This window comes from Amycolatopsis sp. lyj-84 (assembly GCF_046549075.1).
Taxonomy (GTDB): Bacteria; Actinomycetota; Actinomycetes; order Mycobacteriales; family Pseudonocardiaceae; genus Amycolatopsis.
Genome location: NZ_JAJPWO010000009.1, coordinates 224,201 through 239,867, shown reverse-complemented (window position 1 = coordinate 239,867; position 15,667 = coordinate 224,201). Strand labels below are relative to the sequence as shown.

Genomic DNA, 15,667 nt, shown 5'->3' with positions numbered 1-15,667 from the left:
CGGCTTGTCCTCCACTGAAAACGAACTGCTCCTCGAAGTCGAGGACCTGCACGTCGAGTTCCGGACTTCGGACGGCGTCGCGACGGTGCTCAACGGCGTCGACTATTCCGTGCACGCCGGGGAAACCCTTGCCGTGCTGGGAGAATCGGGTTCGGGCAAGAGCGTCACCGCCCAGACGGTGATGGGCATCCTCGACAGTCCGCCCGCCGTCGTCACCGGCGGCGCCGTCCGCTACCGCGGCGAGGATCTGCTCACCGCCACCGAGGAGCGGCGGCGTGAAGTGCGGGGCGGGGAGATCGCGATGATCTTCCAGGACGCGCTCTCCGCGCTGAATCCCGTCTTCACCGTGGGATTCCAGATCGAGGAACAGCTGCGGGTCCGGCTCGGGATGTCCAAAAAGGACGCGCGCAAGCGGGCGATCGAACTGCTCGACACCGTGCGCATCCCGGCCGCCGCCCGGCGGATCCGCGAGTATCCGCACCAGTTCTCGGGTGGGATGCGGCAGCGCGCGATGATCGCCATGTCGCTCGCGCTCGATCCCGATCTGCTGATTGCGGACGAGCCGACGACCGCGCTCGACGTCACCGTGCAGGCCCAGATCATGGACCTGCTGGCGGAGATCCAGGCCGAACGGCGGATGGGGCTGATCCTGATCACCCACGACCTGGCGGTGGTCGCCGAGGTCGCCGACCGGATCGCGGTGATGTACGCGGGCCGGATCGTCGAACAGGCCGACGTCGCCGAACTGTTCCGCTCGCCGGGGCATCCCTACACCGAGGCGCTGATGGCCTCGCTGCCGCGGCTCGACCTCAAAGGACAGACGCTGGAGACCATCAAGGGCCTGCCGCCGAGCCTGCTGAACGTCCCGCCCGGCTGCCCGTTCCATCCGCGTTGTCCCCGGGCGGAGAGCCGGTGCGAGTCCGAACGGCCCGCCCTGCACAGCCTCGGCTTCGGCCGGGTCAGCGCCTGCCACTTCGCCGACGAGGTGGTGAGCGGCCGTGTCTGAGCCCATTCTGCGCGTCGAAAACCTGGTGAAGTACTTCCCGGTGCGAGCCGGGGTCCTCTTCAAACGCACCATCGGCCACGTGAAGGCTGTCGACGGGGTTTCCTTCGATCTCATGCCGGGGGAAACCCTTGGTGTGGTGGGAGAATCCGGCTGCGGTAAGTCCACTTTGGCCCAGGTGCTGATGCGGCTGGAGGAACCCACGGGCGGGCTCGCGACCTTCGAAGGCCGTGACATCTTCGCGTTGCGGGGAGCCGAACTCAGGAAGCTGCGGCGTGAGATCCAGATCGTGCTGCAGGATCCGTACACCTCGCTGAACCCGAGGATGACCGTCGGCGACATCATCGGCGAGCCTTTCGAGATCCACACCGAGGTGGCGCCGAAGGGTTCGCGGGCGGCGAAGGTGCGGGAGCTGCTCGACGTCGTCGGGCTGAATCCCGAGCACATCAACCGCTATCCGCACCAATTCTCCGGCGGGCAACGTCAGCGCATCGGGATCGCGCGGGCGCTGGCCTTGCGGCCGAAGGTCATCATCTGTGACGAGCCGGTTTCCGCGCTGGACGTTTCGATCCAGGCGCAGGTGATGAACCTGCTCGGTGAATTGCAGAAGGAATTCGGCCTTTCCTATGTGTTCATCGCACACGACCTGTCCGTGGTGCGTCACCTTTCCACGCGGGTCGCGGTGATGTATCTCGGGAAGATCGTGGAAATGGGGACGGAAGAGGAGATCTACGAGCATCCGTCGCATCCCTACACGCAGGCGCTGCTGTCCGCGGTGCCGGTCGCGGATCCCGCGTTGCGAGGGCAGCGGCAGGTGATCCGTCTGGAGGGTGACGTACCGAGCCCGCTGGATCCGCCGTCGGGCTGCCGGTTCCGTACCCGGTGCTGGAAGGCGCAGGACCTTTGCGCGGATCAGGAACCCGAACTGATCACGCGGACCGGTGGGCATTTGTCCGCCTGTCATTTCGCGGAGGAAAAAACTGTCGTCCCCTGACTTTGGTAGGGACTTCATTGATCGTGTGAGATCACTGACGTAGTTTTCATGAATCGTTTTCTTCAGGAGGCAGGAAATGAAAAGATCCAGATCTCTTGTCGTTGCGCTCGCGGTGCCGCTGTTCGGCGCGATCGTCGCGGCTCCGGTGGCGTCCGCGCAGCCGCAGCTTTCCGGTGCGGCGACCGAATTCTCCGTTCTGGCCCGTGAAGGCCAGAGCGTCGCGTCGGTGGAAAAGGCGATCCGCGCCGCCGGTGGCACCGTCGTGACCAGCAACGCCGCCGTCGGCCTGATCACCGCGTCGGCGCCCGCCAACGGGTTCGCCGAGCGGGTCTCCGCCGACCGCTCCGTTTTCGGTGCGGCCAAAGCGAAGCCGATCGGCACCGCGCCGAAGAACGGCAAGGCGAAGGTCAAGCCGAACGTCGTCGAGAAGGAGAGCCGCGGCGCCGCGTCGGCCAAGAAGCCCGCGAAGCCGAAGGCCGTCGGCATGGACCCCCTCGACGATCAGCTCTGGGGTCTCCAGTCCGTCCGTTCCGACCTCTCGCGCACCAAGCAGCCGGGCGACAAGCGGGTGAAGGTCGGCATCATCGACACCGGTGTCGACGCGAGCCACCCGGACATCGCGCCGAACTTCGACCTCGCCGCGTCGCGGAACTTCACGAAGGACATCGTCGCCGACGTGAACGGCGCCGTCGTCGATGGTCCGTGTGAGTTCCGCAGCTGCAAGGACCCGGCGGACCACGACGACAACGGGCATGGCACGCACGTCGCCGGAACCATCGGCGCCGCCGCGAACGGCTTCGGCGTCTCGGGTGTCGCGCCGAACGTGACGCTGGTGAACATCCGCGCCGGCCAGGACTCGGGCTTCTTCTTCCTGCAGTCGACCGTGGACGCGATCACCTACGCCGGTGACGCCGGTGTGGACGTCGTCAACATGAGCTTCTACACGGATCCTTGGCTGTACAACTGCTCCGCGAACGCCGCGGACACCCCCGCGCAGCAGGCCGAACAGCGCACCATCATCGAGGCGACGACCCGTGCGCTGAACTACGCGTACCGCAAGGGCGTCACGCAGGTCGTCTCGCTGGGCAACCAGCACAGCGACCTCGCCGCCCCGCAGCCGGACGCGTCGAGCCCGGGCTACCCGTCGGGCAGCACGCACTCGCGGCAGATCGACAACGCGAGCTGCCTCTCGCTGCCCATCGAAGGCCCGCACACGATCGGCGTCTCGTCCTTCGGCCCGTCGCAGGCGAAGGCGGACTACTCGAACTACGGCGTCGAGCAGATCTCGGTCTCCGCGCCCGGCGGATACTTCCGTGACTACTTCGGCACCCCGTGGTACCGCACGGTCGAGAACCAGATCCTCTCGACCTACCCGCGCAACGTCGGCGTCGCGGAAGGCAACATCGACGCGGCCGGGAACATCACGCCCGACGGTGTCACCGCCGGAGTTCAGAAGGCGACCGCCGCCGACGGCCGCGTCGGCTACTACCAGTGGCTGCAGGGGACGTCGATGGCGTCGCCGCACGCGACCGGTGTCGCGGCGCTCATCGTTTCGCAGTACGGCAAGGGTTCCCGCGACTTCGGGATGAACCCGGACGCGGTGCAGCGGGTGCTCGAGGGCACGGCTTCGGACATCGCCTGCCCGGTGCCGCGGACCGTCGACTACCTGAAGGAAGGCCGGGACGCGTCGTTCACCGCCACCTGCACGGGTGACGCCTCGTTCAACGGCTTCTACGGCCATGGTGCGGTTGACGCCTGGTCGGCCGTGACCCGCGGTTCCCAGTACCTGCGAGGCTGACCTCTCGCTGCTGGGTGCTCGACATGCTTCAGTAGTGCTATGAAAGGCCCGTTACTTGCAAATTTTGCAAGTAACGGGCCTTTCATAGCATCCGGGACCCTGGTTCTCAGGCGGCGCGTTTGACCTCGGCTACCGAGACGTCGGGCCGCGGACGCAGTGCCGCGGCCTCCGCGGCTGCCTGCAGTTCGGCGATGACCTTCTCGGGTTCGTCGCGTATCCGCGAGGGCAGTGTCTGCACGACGATGATCCCGGCGGCGGCATACCGGTTGTTGCGATGGAGCGTCTTCCGGAACGCGTCCCTGCCGAAATGAAACGCGTACGAGTCGATCTCCCAGGCCATGGCGAGTTTGTCGCACCATGAGTCGGGCATGCCCACATAGTTGCCGTGGGCGTCGTAGATCTTGACGTTCCGCTCGGCCGGAGGCAGCCCCGCGCGGTTCCAGATCGCCAAGGCGGCGGCTTCGGGTACGGATTTGACATCGGCTTCGAGTTCCCGGAGTACAGCACGGGGAAGCGCCGTTCCCCGCCTGCTGCCTACTTCGAGTTCGGCGCTGAGTTCGCCGACTGAACACAGGCCGGCCTCGACGGTCTCTATCAGCAGGCTTCGTACCGGGTCGGCCTCACGTATTCGCCGAACCCCGTCCAGGACCGCGCGAGCGGGGGCGGCCAGTGGAACACCGGCGAGCAGGCGACGTGCGGGCATGTCGATCGTCCTTTCCACGATCGTGAATCTGGAACTCCGGATGTGGTGGGAACCGGGGATCAGCACGTGGACCGTGCCGTGTGGTTCGGCCAGCCGCAGGCCGTATCGTCGGGCGGCCTCGAAGCCGGTTACGACTCCCAGGTCGGCGGTGTGCAGGAGCGCGGCTTCGACTCGTTGCCGCGCGTTCGGTTGTTCCCTCGAGAGAAGGACGATGCCTGGCAAGAGATGGGTCCACCTCCCGCCAGGCTGGCATCTTCGGTACGACGTGCTTTGTGAGACCCCGAGTTCCTCCAGGGTCGCCACACGTATGACGCCGTGCCGGCTGTGTTGACGTAGTTGTGAATCTTCGAGTGGAGCTCTGGATAGGTACATGCCGCCATGCTGAACGACAGGACCGACAGAACTTCGCCCCCGGATGCTATGAAAGGCCCGTTACTTGCAAATTTTGCAAGTAACGGGCCTTTCATAGCGCGCGCGTGAGGCCCACACACGAGCAGGGGGAGGGGTTAGCGGGCTGAGGCTGCCTTCACGAACTTGGCCAGGTCCTTCGACTGCTGGACCCGCGAAGCCTCGTGCACGTACATCATGTGCCCGGCCGGGTAGTAGGCCGTGTCGATGTTTTCCCGCAGTTCCTCGGGGATCTGCAGTTGCGCGAGGACGTGCTCCGAAGCGAAGTAAGGAGTCGCGCCGTCGTAGTGACCGAAGGCGACGTGCACGCGAAGGTGCGGGTTCATCCGCATGGCCGTCGCGAGAGAGTCCACAGAGGACACGGAGCGGCCCTCGAAGTCGGAGTACGACCAGGCCTTGAAGACGTCCGTCGAAAGGACCTCGTACGGCAGGTCGTTCTCGTAGCCGAGTTCGGCGCGCACGTAGTGGTTGAGTCCGGCCGAGTAGGCGCCGATGATCCGCGAGATCGACGGGTCGTCGCTCATGTGCTCGCGGCCGCCGTCCGGCTCCCAGGTGGTGAACCGGCCGTCCATCCTGCCGACGACGAGCCCCTTGTTCCGCAGCAGTTCGGTGAAGTACCGGACGTGCTCGATCCGCAGGTTCACCCGGTCCACATAGGACTCGCTCAGTCCGGTCAGCGAAGCGAGTGTCGCGACTGCCTCGGCGCGGTCCTGTGTGGACAGACGGGCGCCACGGGCGAGGGCCCAGGGGAGTTCCTTGGCCGCGAAGTCCTCGGCGTCCGCGAGGACGTCGTCGAGCGGGCGTTCGCCGTGCAGGCCGTGGTAGTGCGCGATCGCCGCGTACGTCGGCACGTAGAGCGAATACGGCAGGTCGTTGCCTTCGGTGAACCGCAGGGTGCCCAGATCCAGGACGGACGAGATCAGCAGGAGCCCGTTCAGGTACATCCCGTGGCGTTCCTGCAGGTGCGCCGCCAGCCCGGCCGCGCGGAGCGTGCCGTACGACTCGCCCGCGAGGAACTTCGGCGAGAGCCAGCGCTGCTTGCGCGAGACCCACAGCCGGATGACCTCGCCGATGGACTCGATGTCGGCCGTGTACCCGTGGTAGTCCTTGGCCTTCTCGCCGTCCACGGCGCGCGAGTAGCCGGTCGACACCGGGTCGATGAACACCAGGTCGCTGTGCGCGAGCAGGGTTTCCTGGTTGTCGGTCAGCCCGTACGGCGGCGCCGCCGGGTCGTCGACGTCGCCGGACAGCACGCGGCGCGGGCCGAGGAGGCCCAGGTGGAGCCAGATGCTCGCGGAGCCGGGGCCGCCGTTGAAGGCGAACGTGACCGGGCGCGAGCCGGGCTCGGCGTCGTCGAGCGTGTACGAGGTCACGAACACTTCGGCCTTGGCCTGGTGGCCTTCGGACTTGCCGTCGGTGGTGACCTCCTTCCGCAGCACGATCCGCCCGGTCTGGGCCGTATACGCGAGCTTCTTGCGCTTGAGCGTCAGGGTGTGCTTCGTGGTGACCAGGTCGTCGATCGGTTCGACCTTGGCTTCCACCGACGGGGTGTCCTTCTCGTCGGTGGCCTTTTCCTCGGGATTGGTGTCCGGCATGCCTCCAACCTACTGGCACTCTGTACGGGTGGACATCGTCTCTGCGCATGATCGGCCGAATACGGTCGCCGAAGCGATCGGGATCCAGGAAGCCCTGCGTGGCCTGGTCGATCCCGAGGATCGATGTCCACAAGAGATCGTCACGGTCACCGGGCTGGACGTCGCCTACGACGAGGGCAGCGGCCTCATCGCCGCCGCGGCGGTCACGCTCGAGACCTCCGGATTCCGCGTCGTGGAACAGCGGACCGTCGTCTCCGAGGTCTCGTTCCCCTACGAACCGGGCCTTTTCGCCTTCCGTGAGCTGCCGTCGCTGCTCGAAGCCCTGCGCGCGCTCGACCACACGCCGGACCTCCTGGTCTGCGACGGGCACGGCCTGGCTCACCCGCGCCGGTTCGGGCTGGCGTGTCATCTCGGCGTCGTGACCGGCTTGCCCACCCTCGGCGTCGGCAAGACCCGCTTCATCGGGGAGCACGGCGAGCCGGGCCGGGAGCGCGGCGCCAAGGAACCCCTCGTGGACGACGGCGAGGTCGTCGGCATGGTCCTGCGCACCCAGGACGGCGTGAAGCCCGTTTACGTCTCCACCGGCCACAAGATCTCCCTGGACAACGCGTGCCGCCAGGTGTTGCGGTTGTCGCCCGCGTTCCGTCAGCCGGAGACGACCCGGCACGCCGACCGCCTCGCCCGAGACGCGTTGAAGGAGGCGTTATGAGGTACCGCTCCATCGCCGAACTCGACGCCGAGGTCGTCGGCTGCCGCGCCTGCCCGCGGCTGGTCGCGTGGCGCGAGGAGATAGCCGTGGTCAAACGCGCGGCCTTCGCGAACGAGACCTACTGGGCCCGGCCGGTGCCCGGCTTCGGGCCGCCGGACGCGTCGCTGGCGATCGTCGGCCTCGCCCCCTCGGCGCATGGTGCGAACCGGACCGGCCGGATGTTCACCGGCGACCCCTCCGGTGACGTCCTGTTCAAGGCTCTTCACCGGGTCGGCGTCGCCTCGCAGCCGACGTCGACCCATCCGGGTGACGGTCTCGTACTGAGGGGCACCCGGATGGTCGCCCCGGTGAGATGCGCGCCACCCGCGAACAAGCCCGAACCTGAGGAACGGGACAACTGCCGTCCGTGGCTCGCGGACGAGCTCGCGTTGCTGAAACCGACGCTGAAGGCCGTCGTGGTCCTCGGCGCGTTCGGGTGGCAGGCGCTGCTGCCGGTGCTCGCCGAGGCGGGCTGGCCGGTGCCCGCGCCACGCCCGAAATTCGGCCACGGGACCGAGGTACGGCTCGGCGACCTGCGCCTCTTCGGCTGCTACCACGTGTCGCAGCGCAATGTCCAGACCGGGAGGCTGACCCTTGACATGGTGTGCGACGTCATGGCCTCCGCGACCTCGGCGGCGGGCCTGAACTGAATCGGTGCGGAAACCGTGGCGACGCTGGTCACAGCGGGATGGGGTACACGAGCGATCTCAGCGCATGGGTGCGACTATAGAAATATGGCTGGTGTTAAGTCGGAACCGACACGGATCCTCGTCCTTGGTGGTGGGTACGTCGGGCTCTACACGGCGTACGGGCTCCAGAAGATGCTCCGGGCCAACGAAGCGTCCGTGACGGTCGTTGATCCGCAGCCGCACATGACCTATGCCCCCTTCCTGCCCGAGGCGGCGGCCGGTGCGATCGAACCGCGGCACGTGGTCGTGCCGCTGAGGCGCGTGCTCAAGCGCTGCCACGTGCTCACCGCGCGCGTGACGAAGATCGAGCACGAGCGCAAGGCCGTCACGGTCGAGGCCGCCGACGGGCACGTCGAGCAGTTGAACTACGACGTTCTCGTCGTGGCGCTCGGTGCCGTCGCGCGCATCCTGCCGATCCCGGGCCTGGTCGAGGAAGGCATCGCCTTCAAGACCATCGGCGAGGCGATCTACCTGCGCAACCACGTCATGACGAAGCTGGACGAGGCCGCCAGCACACTCGACCCCGAGCAGCGCAAGCGCCTGTTGACGTTCACCGTCGTCGGCGGCGGGTTCGCCGGTATCGAGGCGCTCGCCGAACTCGAGGACATGACCCGCTTCGCGGTGGAGAACTACTACCCGAACCTCAAGGTCGACGACATCCGCTGGGTGCTCGTCGAGGCGGCCGGGCGGATCCTCCCCGAGGTGCGCGAGACGCTCGGTGTGTACACCGTCGAGCAGCTCGAGAAGCGCGGCATCGAGGTCTATTTGTCGACAGCGGCGAAGTCGTTCGAGAACGGCCACGTCGTGCTTTCGGACGGCACCGAATTCGACACCGACACGATCATCTGGACCGCCGGTGTGAAGGCGAACCCGGTGCTCGCGAGCTCGGACCTGCCGCTGGACAAGCGCGGCCGCGTCGAGGCCACCGCCGCGATGCAGGTCGTCGGGCACCCCGACGTCTGGACCGCCGGTGACAACGCCGCCGTGCCGGACCTCTCGCGGACCGAGCAGGATCCGACGGCGACCTGCCCGCCGAACGCGCAGCACGCCGTTCGCCAGGCGCGCCTGCTGGCGAAGAACATCATCAAGGTGATCCGCGGCGGCAAGCCGAAGGACTACTACCACAAGAACCTGGGCGCGGTGGCCAGCCTCGGCCTGCACAAGGGTGTCGCCGACGCGCTGAACCTGAAGATCAAGGGCTTCCCGGCCTGGCTCTTCCACCGCGCGTACCACCTCAAGGCGATGCCGACGTGGAACCGCAAGATCCGCATCCTGTTCGACTGGATGCTCGGTGGCCTGTTCCGGCGCGAGGTCATCTCGCTCGGCCAGATCAACAACCCGCGCGAAGAGTTCGACAGGCTGTCGAAGTCCTGAGCTCGTAGCTCCGTGAAGGCCTCCTTCCCTACTCTCAAGGTAGGGAAGGAGGCCTTCACGGCGTTCAGGGTGTGCCAGGAGAACTAGCCCCTGGCCTCGGTGACCACCCGCCCGGGGCATCGCCTAGGCTTGCCTGTGCCCCGGTAGCCCAACTGGCAGAGGCAGTCGACTTAAAATCGACCCAGTGCGGGTTCGATCCCCGTCCGGGGCACAAACAGCATCCTCACGAAGCCGCTTCGGCAGGCTAGTGTGGCCGGTCGGGTGAAAATTCAACTGAACCGATTCCCCGATGAGCCATGCCGATCTCGCATGATTGCCATGAGAAACGCTCGTTGGTCGCGTGCCGCGGACGACCATAAGGTGGTCGTGCGATGACCTGGACCCGTCGGCCGAAACATAGCGGCCGGCGGATTTCCGGTAGCCATAAAGGATTCCCGCCCGCGAGCCCGCGTCGATCGAAACGAGTCCGGCAATGCCTCGTATTGTGCACAGTGACCCGCCCGGCGTACCCGCGCCGCCTCCGGGGGCCTTCTCTCACGCCGTTCGCGTGAATGGAGACTCCGGCGCCCTGCTGTACGTTTCCGGGCAGATCGCCGTCGACGACCAAGGCGCGCTGGTGGGGAAGGGCGACGTCGGCAAGCAAACCGAGCAGGTTTTCGACATTCTCGGCAGGATCCTCGCCGCGCACGGCGCCGGTTTCGACGACGTGGTCAACATCCGGACGTTCTTGACCGACATGGACCAATTGCAGGGCTACTTGGCCATTCGTAAACAACATCTGACCGGGACGCCGCCCTCCAGCACCACCGTCGAGGTGAGCAGGCTGTTCAATCCCGACGCGCTTTTGGAAGTCGATCTCGTCGTTTCGCTTCCGGCGTGAGGTCCGGGGTCTTCGCCAGATCGGCGGCCACGGAACGCAGATCCTCGAGGAACGCGGACACCGCCGGATATCGGTGCGCGTGCGGGGGAACCGCCGCGTACACGGTCCGTCTCGGCGGATCGGGGGCGAGCGGCCGCACGGCGATCCTCGCCGGGATGTGGGGAGTCATCATGCCGGGGACGAGGGCCACGCCGAGCCCGTCGGCCACCAGTTCGAGTTTGACCATCCACTCGCCGGCGCGCAGCGGCGTGTGCGGGATGAACCCGGCGGTGGCGCAGGTGGCCTGCAGCGCGGACACGGCTTCGACCGTGTCCGCGACGATCCAGTGCTCGTCGGCCAGTTCGGCCAGGGGGACCTCGTCCCGCGACGCCAGCCGATGTTCTCCGGGCAGGGCGACGTGTATCCGGTCCTCGACGAGATGATCCAGGTGGATGCCGGTGAGATCGGGATTCTTGTGGGTGCTGACCACGGCGATGTCCAGGTCGCCCGCACCCAACAGGCGCAGCAGGCGCTCGGTGGTCCCTTCCTGTAGCGCCAGCGAGATTCCCTCGTGCCGGGACTGGAAACGTTTCAGCGCGCCGGAAACCAGCGCCAGGTTCGCGGTGGGAAAAGCGCCGATCCGCAAGTGCCCGACGTCGAGCCGCCGGACGGCGTCCAGTGCGCGAATGGTGTCGGAGAAACGTTCGAGGAGCGCTTTCGCGTGGGGCAGCAGATGTTCTCCGGCCGGGGTGAGCCGGACTCCTCGAGCCCGCCGGGCGAACAGTTCCACCCCCCAAACATCTTCTAGGGAAGCCATTTGCCGTGAAACCGCGGACTGGGTGTATCCACCCGCGGAGGCCGCCGCGGTGAACGATCCGCGTTCGGCGACCGAAACGAACGTTCGCAGCAAAACCGGGTCCGGTAGCTCTGAAGGCACAGCGATCGATCTTACGCCGTTCGTGGACGCGACGGCTTGACTTCGGCGACGAAAGGGCAGAGGAGGGGGCAGCCGAGCGTGGTGCCGGGGCCGGTGTGGGAGGGTGAAGTACACGAATCTGGTTGGATGTAAGGGAAACGCGCGCCGGTGGGGAATTTTTCCTTCGAGGGCAACCGATTTCCTTTTCGGTGCGTCAAACGATAGTCATAGGTCAGATGCCGTCTTGGGGGCGGTATCCGGGTCGGACGTTTCCAACGTGGGATTCGACGGGGGACAGGTCTTGGACGTGAATACCGGAGATGCCGGGGAATACGGGCATGAAGATGATCGGGGCCCTGTCGTCATGGCGCCGATCGCCTCACTGCTGCCCTCCGATTCGCCCAGGATCGGTGGCGAAGACGTGGAGCATGTGCGTGAGCTGGCGGAGCTGGACACGAGTTTGCCGCCGATCGTCGTGCATCGCGTGACGATGCGGGTGATCGACGGGATGCACCGGTTGCGGGCGGCCGTGCTCCGTGGTGAAGAGCAGATCGCGGTGCGGTATTTCGACGGTACCGACCTGGACGCGTTCCTGCTGGCGGTCCGGCTCAATTCCACGCACGGGCTGCCGTTGTCCCCCATCGATCGCGCGTCCGCGGCGGCACGGATCATCCGCTCCCATCCGCATCTGTCGGACCGCGCGATCGCGGAGTCCACGGGACTCGCGCACAAGACCGTGGCCGCCATCCGGTCCCGTTCGGCGGGGGACGTCCCGCAACCGGACACGCGGGTCGGCCTGGACGGGCGCGTCCGCCCGCTCAACGCCGCACAGGGCCGCCTCCGCGCACGCGACCTGATCGCCAGTGACCCGAAGGCTCCGTTGCGTCAGATCTCGCAGTCCGCGGGCGTCTCCGTGAGCACGGCGAGGGATGTGCGCGAACGGCTTCGGCGTGGTCAGGATCCGGTTCCGTTGCGGCAGCGTCGTGCCAAGAAGTTCCCGGCTCCGCCGCATCGCGGCCAGGCGGCCTCCGAGGCCGGTGACGGGTATACGGCCGATTCGCTCGCCGAGGACGCCGTCGCGGCCTTGGAGGCCTTGCGCATGGACCCGTCCTTGCGGTTCACCGAAGCGGGACGCACCGTGCTCCGGTTGCTCGATGTCCATGTACTCGGGACGAAGGGCTGGGACAGGCTGGTCGACGGTATCCCCGAGCACTGCAGTGTCGCGGTGGCGGACATCGCCCGTAGCTGCGCCGAATCCTGGCGCGAGTTCGCCCGTCAGCTGGAGCAGCACCGGCCGGAAAGGCCGGCGGCCGCCGAGTGAGCGTGCTTCCCGGCGGCCGCTGAGCGAGCTCGCTCAGCCGGACGTGGCGGGCGGGTTCGCCGCCCGCCACTCGGCGGCGAGAATCGACCACACCTCGATGTCCTGACCGACGCCGTCCATGGGAAACGCCTCGCGAAGTGTGCCTTCGTGCTTCATCCCGAGCCGCCGCGCCACGGCGATGCTCCGGTCGTTCGCCGGAAAGGTGCGCCATTCGACGCGGTTCATCCCACGCTCGCGGACGGCCCAGTCGATCATCAGCCTGGCCGTTTGCTGGATCAGCCCGCGTCCTTGCGCTTCCCACGAGAGCCAGACGCCGATCTCGCAGGTCGAAGTCCGGGGTTCGAAGATGCGGAACAGGGTGCCGCCGGCGAGTTCGCCGTCCAGCCAGATCCCGTAGATCCGTCCGCCGTCGGAGGCCTGCTGATCGGCGTACCGCTGGAGGAACTGCCGGGCGGTCTCCTCGTCGACGATGGTCCGGGCCCAGGGCAGCCACGGCGCCAGGTGTTCCCGGGCCCGGTGGACGTAGGCGGCGAATTCGGCAGCCAGCCAGGGTTCGAGCGCGCGGAGATCCGCGTCCGGGGCGAGGCGGTGACGCAGCAAGGCGATCCTCCGTTTTGATCGGTTGACTTCGTTTTGATCGGTTGATTGGACGTTACCGCAGAAAAAGGCGGGGAATCCCGGCCCGTTCGTGTTCGAGTGGGGAGAGTTCCCGGTCGAACACCGGCCCGCGCTATTCCAGGACGATCATGTCGTGCTCGGCGGAGATGCGCCCGATCTCGGTCTGATCGAGCGGCCGGTCGCCGCCGGCGGAGACCAGCGCGCGCAAGACCCGGTCCCAGCCGCCCGGCGCGTTGATGTTGAGCATGCGCACCGGGGCGTCGGTGTCGTTGCGGTAGCAGTGCGCGACGCCGGGAGGAAAACAGGCGTACGAGCCAGGGCCCGCGGAAACGGTGCGCTCTCCGATGCGCAGGGTCACTGTTCCTTCCAATACATAGAAGGAATCGCATAGGCGTTCATGGCGATGCAGTGGCGGGCCGCTCGCGCCGGGCCGAAGCCGGTGCTCGACAACGGAGAACGCTCCGCCCGTCGCGTCTCCGGAAGCCAGCACCAAAGAGACATTGCCGTCACCGTAGGTGAGTATTTCACCTTTGTCCGAGGCGCGAAGAAAGATCGCGGGAAGTGTCATGCGGCAAAAGATATCCATGATCCGCATGGTGTGACCGCCTTGGGTGCGACGCGGGCGAATCCTTGCCTCGATTGGCGTATTGATGGCACCGCCCGCATCACCTAGCTTGGCGATCGGGGCTGGGGTGCGGTGAAACAGGCGGGCTTCTACTGCCTGGCAAGGTTCTGATCTGTTCAATCATGTTCTGGGGGATGTTGCTTCATGGGGTCTGCCGAACACGCGACAAGGACAAAACCTTCTCTGGTGAATTCTTTCTCGGCGCCCGCCTCCGGCAAGGGAATAGCGACCCTGGTGGAGGAATGGGTAAAGCGCCGGCCGGAGACCTGCGCGGTGCGCGAACCGGTCACCGGCAGGTCGATGAATTACCGTGAGCTCTGGCAGCACGCCGGGCGGCTCGCCGAGATCCTCGTGGCCCAAGACGTGTGCCCCGGCGATCTTGTCGCGGTCGATCTCCCACGCTCCCTCGACTTGGTGGTGGCCTTTCTCGGGGTCGTCCGGGCCCGCGCGGCCTACCTGCCCTTGGACGTCCACGCTCCCGCGGAACGCATCGCCGATATCGTCGAGGAATCAGGCTCGCGGGTGCTGATCTGCGCCCCACCGGCCGAAGCCGGACGCCGGGCGATTCTTCCTTCCGGTGTGCGGGTGCTTTCGGTGCCGCAAGAGCGGGGCGAGACGGATTCGACGGCACCGATGGAAGCCGCGGCCGGTGAGGATCCGATCTACGTCACCTACACCTCGGGTTCCACCGGACGGCCGAAAGGCGTCGTCATCCCGCATCGCGCGGTGAACCGGTTGGTGGTGGAGCCGAATTACTGCACGATCGACCCGGGCGATCGCGTCGCGAACACGTGCAATCCCGCTTTCGACGTGACCACCTGCGAGATTTGGAGCACGCTCACCTCCGGCGGGACCATCGTGCCCTTTCCCCTGCTCACCGACGTCACCATGAACGCCTGGGCGGATTTGGTGCGCACCGAGGAAATCACCACGATGTTCCTCACCACGTCGCTGTTCCACACGGTGGCCTGGGAGCGTCCTGACGCTTTCGGCTCGATGAAGAACCTGGTCGTCGGCGGGGAACAGCTCGACCTCGCCGCGGTCCGGCGGGTGCTCGCCGCGCGGCCGCCTGCCCGGCTGGTGAACGGTTACGGGCCGACCGAGGCCACCGCCTTCGCCACCTTCTTCGCCTGCACCAACGAAAGCCTGGCCGGTGCCGAACGGATCCCCATCGGGTACCCCCTGCAGAAGACGACGGTCCACGTACTGGACGAAGACCTGAACCCGGTGCCCGCCGGGGAATCGGGCGAGCTGTGCCTCGGTGGGCCAGGGGTGGCCACCGGCTACCTGAACCGCCCCGAACTCACCGCGGAACGCTTCGTGATCGCGCCGTCCAGCGGTGAGCGGGTGTACCGGACCGGCGACCTGGTCCGCGAGGTCGCCGGCGGTGCCTTGGAAATGCTCGGCAGGAAGGACCGGCAGATCAAGCTGCGCGGCTTCCGGATCGAGCTGGAGGAGATCGAGCGGGTCGCGGTTTCCACGGGTCTCGTCGATGCCGCGTTCGTGGAAAAGGTGGGTGAGGGGGCGTCCGCCGAACTGGTCGCGTTCCTGTTGCCCGCCAAGGGAACAGACGAAGACCCGACCGACGCGCTGGCGGGGGAACTGACCGCGAAACTGCCCGGCTACATGATTCCGGCCCATTGGCACGTGTTGCCCGAGCTGCCGGTCGGCGCGACCGGGAAAGCGGACCGCGCCCGGATGGTCGCGTTGTTCGCCGATGCGGGCCGCGACGAACCAGTCGAAGATGATTCTTCCGACGACCCGGTTCTGGCCCAGGTCAAGGGAATCCTGCGAGACGTGCTGGGCAGGTCGAACTTCTCCGCCGCCGACAACTTCCTCGACATCGGCGGGAATTCCGTCCTCGCCGTCCAGGTCGCGTCCCGGATCCAGCAGCGGTACGCGGTTCCGCTGGAACCGGCGGACGTACTCCTCGCCGAATCCTTCGACGCGCTGGCGGTCCACGTCCGCACGGCGGCGTCGTAACCGATGGCCATCCGCGTCCACGGAGCAACGAAC

At 66.8% G+C, this 15,667-nt stretch carries 14 protein-coding genes and 1 tRNA gene; 10 read left to right on the top strand and 5 right to left on the bottom strand.

The features are described from left to right. The first annotated feature begins 4 nt into the window (after window positions 1-4). From ACLJRM_RS27105 to ACLJRM_RS27095, 3 genes are all read left to right on the top strand, one after another. Window positions 5-1,006, top strand: a complete 1,002-nt coding sequence (locus ACLJRM_RS27105; protein WP_101613508.1) for an ABC transporter ATP-binding protein — start codon at window positions 5-7, stop codon at window positions 1,004-1,006. Beyond that, window positions 999-1,997, top strand: coding sequence for an ABC transporter ATP-binding protein (locus ACLJRM_RS27100; RefSeq protein WP_410600451.1), 999 nt, complete (start codon window positions 999-1,001; stop codon window positions 1,995-1,997). The genes ACLJRM_RS27105 and ACLJRM_RS27100 overlap by 8 nt, the downstream gene beginning before the upstream one ends. 76 nt (window positions 1,998-2,073) lie before the next feature. Then, on the top strand, window positions 2,074-3,795 hold the full coding sequence (locus tag ACLJRM_RS27095) for a S8 family serine peptidase (RefSeq protein ID WP_101610584.1): 1,722 nt from the start codon (window positions 2,074-2,076) through the stop codon (window positions 3,793-3,795). 106 nt (window positions 3,796-3,901) lie between these two features. On the opposite strand, the gene ACLJRM_RS27090 is transcribed toward ACLJRM_RS27095, so the two are convergent. Further along, window positions 3,902-4,720: a hypothetical protein gene (locus ACLJRM_RS27090; protein ID WP_410664629.1), complete on the bottom strand. Its 819-nt coding sequence runs from the start codon at window positions 4,718-4,720 to the stop codon at window positions 3,902-3,904. A gap of 284 nt (window positions 4,721-5,004) precedes the next feature. Next, window positions 5,005-6,501: a S10 family peptidase gene (locus ACLJRM_RS27085; protein ID WP_101610582.1), complete on the bottom strand. Its 1,497-nt coding sequence runs from the start codon at window positions 6,499-6,501 to the stop codon at window positions 5,005-5,007. Window positions 6,502-6,529: 28 nt separating this feature from the next. Here ACLJRM_RS27085 and nfi point away from each other — a divergent pair, with 28 nt between their 5' ends. The 5 genes from nfi (at window position 6,530) to ACLJRM_RS27060 (ending at window position 10,192) form a co-directional block, all read left to right on the top strand. Next, window positions 6,530-7,210 (top strand): deoxyribonuclease V, encoded by a 681-nt coding sequence (gene nfi, locus ACLJRM_RS27080; protein ID WP_410664628.1) that lies wholly within the window; start codon window positions 6,530-6,532, stop codon window positions 7,208-7,210. After that, a complete protein-coding gene (locus tag ACLJRM_RS27075) occupies window positions 7,207-7,899 on the top strand; it encodes a uracil-DNA glycosylase (protein WP_410664627.1) in 693 nt (230 codons plus the stop codon). Before nfi ends, ACLJRM_RS27075 begins: the two co-directional genes overlap by 4 nt. Window positions 7,900-7,983: 84 nt before the next feature. Beyond that, window positions 7,984-9,312, top strand: a complete 1,329-nt coding sequence (locus ACLJRM_RS27070; protein WP_101610579.1) for an NAD(P)/FAD-dependent oxidoreductase — start codon at window positions 7,984-7,986, stop codon at window positions 9,310-9,312. Between the two features lie 137 nt (window positions 9,313-9,449). Further along, window positions 9,450-9,523: transfer RNA gene (locus ACLJRM_RS27065), tRNA-Leu, on the top strand. A 336-nt stretch (window positions 9,524-9,859) separates the two neighbouring features. Then, the gene (locus ACLJRM_RS27060) at window positions 9,860-10,192 is read left to right on the top strand and encodes a RidA family protein (protein WP_199192890.1); all 333 of its coding nucleotides are present in this window, start codon (window positions 9,860-9,862) and stop codon (window positions 10,190-10,192) included. Here ACLJRM_RS27060 and ACLJRM_RS27055 read toward each other — a convergent pair. After that, on the bottom strand, window positions 10,140-11,108 hold the full coding sequence (locus ACLJRM_RS27055; protein ID WP_199192892.1) for a LysR family transcriptional regulator: 969 nt from the start codon (window positions 11,106-11,108) through the stop codon (window positions 10,140-10,142). The two genes, ACLJRM_RS27060 and ACLJRM_RS27055, sit on opposite strands and share 53 nt — an antisense overlap. Window positions 11,109-11,451: 343 nt before the next feature. Between ACLJRM_RS27055 and ACLJRM_RS27050 the strand changes: the two genes are divergently transcribed. After that, window positions 11,452-12,408 (top strand): ParB/RepB/Spo0J family partition protein, encoded by a 957-nt coding sequence (locus ACLJRM_RS27050; RefSeq protein ID WP_101610577.1) that lies wholly within the window; start codon window positions 11,452-11,454, stop codon window positions 12,406-12,408. A 33-nt stretch (window positions 12,409-12,441) separates the two neighbouring features. Here ACLJRM_RS27050 and ACLJRM_RS27045 read toward each other — a convergent pair whose 3' ends face one another. Then, complete coding sequence (locus tag ACLJRM_RS27045) at window positions 12,442-13,008, bottom strand: GNAT family N-acetyltransferase (RefSeq protein WP_410664626.1); 567 nt, start codon at window positions 13,006-13,008, stop codon at window positions 12,442-12,444. Between the two features lie 130 nt (window positions 13,009-13,138). After that, window positions 13,139-13,594, bottom strand: coding sequence for a cupin domain-containing protein (locus tag ACLJRM_RS27040; RefSeq protein WP_158255726.1), 456 nt, complete (start codon window positions 13,592-13,594; stop codon window positions 13,139-13,141). Window positions 13,595-13,837: 243 nt separating this feature from the next. Between ACLJRM_RS27040 and ACLJRM_RS27035 the strand changes: the two genes are divergently transcribed. Continuing rightward, a complete protein-coding gene (locus tag ACLJRM_RS27035; RefSeq protein ID WP_410664625.1) occupies window positions 13,838-15,634 on the top strand; it encodes a non-ribosomal peptide synthetase in 1,797 nt (598 codons plus the stop codon). The last annotated feature ends 33 nt before the right edge of the window (window positions 15,635-15,667 follow it).

What these genes read in the sequence shown, in the direction of transcription:
- ACLJRM_RS27085 (WP_101610582.1), bottom strand. Translation starts at nt 6,501, where the DNA reads ATGCCGGACACCAATCCCGAGGAAAAGGCCACCGACGAGAAGGACACC.
- ACLJRM_RS27070 (WP_101610579.1), top strand. Translation starts at nt 7,984, where the DNA reads ATGGCTGGTGTTAAGTCGGAACCGACACGGATCCTCGTCCTTGGTGGT.
- ACLJRM_RS27075 (WP_410664627.1), top strand. Translation starts at nt 7,207, where the DNA reads ATGAGGTACCGCTCCATCGCCGAACTCGACGCCGAGGTCGTCGGCTGC.
- ACLJRM_RS27040 (WP_158255726.1), bottom strand. Translation starts at nt 13,594, where the DNA reads ATGACACTTCCCGCGATCTTTCTTCGCGCCTCGGACAAAGGTGAAATA.
- ACLJRM_RS27095 (WP_101610584.1), top strand. Translation starts at nt 2,074, where the DNA reads ATGAAAAGATCCAGATCTCTTGTCGTTGCGCTCGCGGTGCCGCTGTTC.
- ACLJRM_RS27050 (WP_101610577.1), top strand. Translation starts at nt 11,452, where the DNA reads ATGGCGCCGATCGCCTCACTGCTGCCCTCCGATTCGCCCAGGATCGGT.